5 protein-coding genes are annotated in these 2,792 nt (G+C 30.7%); 3 read left to right on the top strand and 2 right to left on the bottom strand.

The window, feature by feature from the left end:
- Together AB8B90_RS07910 and crcB are read left to right on the top strand one after the other, a co-directional pair.
- The coding region (locus AB8B90_RS07910; RefSeq protein WP_405335435.1) for a GyrI-like domain-containing protein at positions 1-352 on the top strand (352 nt) is incomplete at its 5' end.
- 140 nt (positions 353-492) lie between these two features.
- Positions 493-858, top strand: a complete 366-nt coding sequence (gene crcB, locus AB8B90_RS07905) for a fluoride efflux transporter CrcB (RefSeq protein ID WP_405335433.1) — start codon at positions 493-495, stop codon at positions 856-858.
- Between the two features lie 74 nt (positions 859-932).
- Here crcB and AB8B90_RS07900 read toward each other — a convergent pair whose 3' ends face one another.
- Positions 933-1,301 (bottom strand): DUF1801 domain-containing protein, encoded by a 369-nt coding sequence (locus AB8B90_RS07900; protein WP_405335431.1) that lies wholly within the window; start codon positions 1,299-1,301, stop codon positions 933-935.
- 31 nt (positions 1,302-1,332) lie between these two features.
- Between AB8B90_RS07900 and AB8B90_RS07895 the strand changes: the two genes are divergently transcribed.
- Positions 1,333-2,301: a transglutaminase domain-containing protein gene (locus AB8B90_RS07895; RefSeq protein WP_405335429.1), complete on the top strand. Its 969-nt coding sequence runs from the start codon at positions 1,333-1,335 to the stop codon at positions 2,299-2,301.
- Between the two features lie 35 nt (positions 2,302-2,336).
- Here the strand turns inward: AB8B90_RS07895 and AB8B90_RS07890 are convergent, their stop codons facing one another.
- Positions 2,337-2,690: a hypothetical protein gene (locus AB8B90_RS07890; protein WP_405335427.1), complete on the bottom strand. Its 354-nt coding sequence runs from the start codon at positions 2,688-2,690 to the stop codon at positions 2,337-2,339.
- Positions 2,691-2,792: the final 102 nt, after the last annotated feature.

Raw genomic sequence — 2,792 nt, 5'->3', positions numbered from 1 at the left:
AATGACAAATAATGTAACTATGGCTGGACCACCTTTTATTTTATATCATAAATGGGATGAGGAAAACGATGCAGCTATATTCTCAACATGTGTACCAACAAATTCTAAAATCGTGACTGATGATGCGGAAATCTTAACAGGAAAACTAGAATCTTTTAGTGCTGTAAAAACAGTTTTAAAAGGTAATTATTCCAATCTAAAAGAAGCTTGGGAAACCACAATGAAATATATAGCAGACAATAACTTAGAAATGGTTGAAGGTGGATCGATGTTGGAAACGTATTTATCTGACCCAATGCGTGAACTAAATCCTGCGAAATGGTTTACAGAGATTTATGTGGAAGTTGAATGAGCTTGATCAAAAATGACAGAAGACTGATGACGGAAGATTTCTCGCAAAGGCGCGAAGGCGCAAAGAAAAAATGACTAAAGACGAAAAACACCTTACTACCAACTAACAACTATAGACTACCAACAAAAGACAGATAAAATTTGAAACAACTCTTACTCGTATTTCTTGGTGGTGGTTTTGGAAGTATGCTACGCTTTATTATAGGAAAATGGCTTAATAATTCTGAAAACGGAATTCCCTATGGCACGTTTGCTGCCAATATTATCGGTAGTTTATTAATCGGAATTATCTTGGGCTTGGCTGCTAAAAATGAAACTTTGTCTCAGAGTCAGACATTGCTTTTAGCGACTGGTTTTTGTGGTGGTTTTACAACCTTCTCGACGTTTGCCTATGAAAATCATGTGTTTTTAAAATCTGGAGACTTTATGAGTTTTGCTATTTATACTATTGCTAGCTTTGGAATAGGCTTTTTGGCAGTTTTTTTCGGGATTTGGTTAGTAAAATAATATTTGTATAAAACGTGGAAAGCCTTTAGATATCTTACCAAATTATGAACGCAAGACGACTGAAAACTGCAAAACTAATTTTTCTTATAAAACCCTTCGTCCTTTAACCCTTCTACCTCTTTTAGAATTGAAATAAAAATAAAATCATCAATAGCATCTAACGTTCTATAACGCAAAGATTTTACCACTTTACGATTTTCAGAAATTAAATACACATCCCATTTTTTAGATAAGTGTGCCGAATGCCAAAACCCAACATCGACATAGTCTTTTGTTTGATTGAGATAACAAATTGGTCGCTTATCTATATAATAGCATGGAATTCTCCATTTGTAAAGCAGTTGCGTTTCAGGCAAAGTATGTTCTATTAAAACTTGCAAATGCAAAAAAATAGATTTGTAAGGTTCTGACTGTTTTAATATGTATGCTTCTGCTGGATTCAAAACTGGAATAATTTTTGTCTAATTTAGCAATATGAAAACATTTTTGCTAGCTTTCTTTCTGATTTCAATTCAATTTAGTTCTTCTCAGACCTATAGTAAAGTAGATTCGATTGTAAGCGGTTATCCAACAAAATTCGAATCAATTGAAAGCTTAGCCATAAAAATTAATAAAGATTTTGATACTACAATTGATAAAACTAGAGCTGCTTATTTCTGGATATCTAATAATATTTCTTACGACTATGAAATGTTTCAAAAAAAAGGCTCTGCATATAAAGTCATAAAATATGATACTGAAACTGAGTACCAAGAAAAACAATTGAAACAAGAGTTAAAATATGCTGAACAATGTTTAAAAAGAAAAAAAGCAGTTTGTGAAGGATACTCTCAGTTACTACGATTTACATTAAAAAAACTAAATATACAATGTGAAGTAATTGTAGGTTCAGTAAAAGGTTCTTACCGAGATATTGGAAGAATTAAAAAATTATCTAATCATGCTTGGAATGCTGTTAAGATTGAAAATCAATGGCAATTAATCGATGTAACTTGGTCTACTGGCAACAGAGTGACGACACCTAATATTTTTGATTTTGTTGACACATATTTTCTTACCAATCCCAAATTATTTATTTTAGACCATTTTCCAAAAGAACAAAAATGGCAATTATTAGAAGACCCAATTAGTAGAACTAACTTTTTTCTATTTCCGAAAATTTATCATCCATTTTTCACAAGTAAAATCGTATTGGGCAAAGCATCTAATGGCTTAATAAAAGTAAGGGCAAATGACACAATTAAATTAATATTCGATCATGTGATTATTGACAAATTTTATAAATACGCCTTCAAAGATGGATTATCAACATCATTTCTATTTGAAAAAACAGATGACCAATTTATAGTTAATATACCTCATAGTTTTCAAAGACCTACCTCTCTCACAATCTACTTTGAAGATCAATCAATCTTAAAATATAAAATTATCGCAGATAAATAAACTTTATGCTTATTTGAAATATAAGTCAGATAAATCTAAAACAAACCCAAAACACCAATCACTATAAGAACAATTCCTATTATAGCCTTAAAAGGTGCTAATTTATCAGATAGCTTTATTAAGCTAGATTCCAATGCTGGCACTTTACTAAACACATGTGTTAACAATAAAATACCTCCTAAAATACTGATGATATTATAGAGTAATCCACTTCTAATCATAAGAATTGGTAAAACCACAAGCGCACCACCAATTACAGTTTGAAAAGGCGTTAACTTACCTGCTATTTTATTAAAAACGTTACTTTCGCCATCCCATTTATCTAAGGTAGCCAGTCCAAGTAAAATTCCTCCAGAAATTTTGGCAATTGTTAATAGTAATCCAATCATATCATTAAAATTCTTTAATTAATAGTTTATAAATTTAGTTAAATCTCTAAAATAAATTTGCGCAAACCAATTAAATTATTTTACTTTGTATTTCAAAGTACT

It is taken from the genome of Psychroserpens sp. (assembly GCF_045105015.1).
Taxonomy (GTDB): Bacteria; Bacteroidota; Bacteroidia; order Flavobacteriales; family Flavobacteriaceae; genus Psychroserpens.
This window is presented reverse-complemented; position numbering and strand designations above follow the sequence as displayed.

What these genes read in the sequence shown, in the direction of transcription:
- AB8B90_RS07895 (WP_405335429.1), top strand. Translation starts at nt 1,333, where the DNA reads ATGAAAACATTTTTGCTAGCTTTCTTTCTGATTTCAATTCAATTTAGT.
- AB8B90_RS07890 (WP_405335427.1), bottom strand. Translation starts at nt 2,690, where the DNA reads ATGATTGGATTACTATTAACAATTGCCAAAATTTCTGGAGGAATTTTA.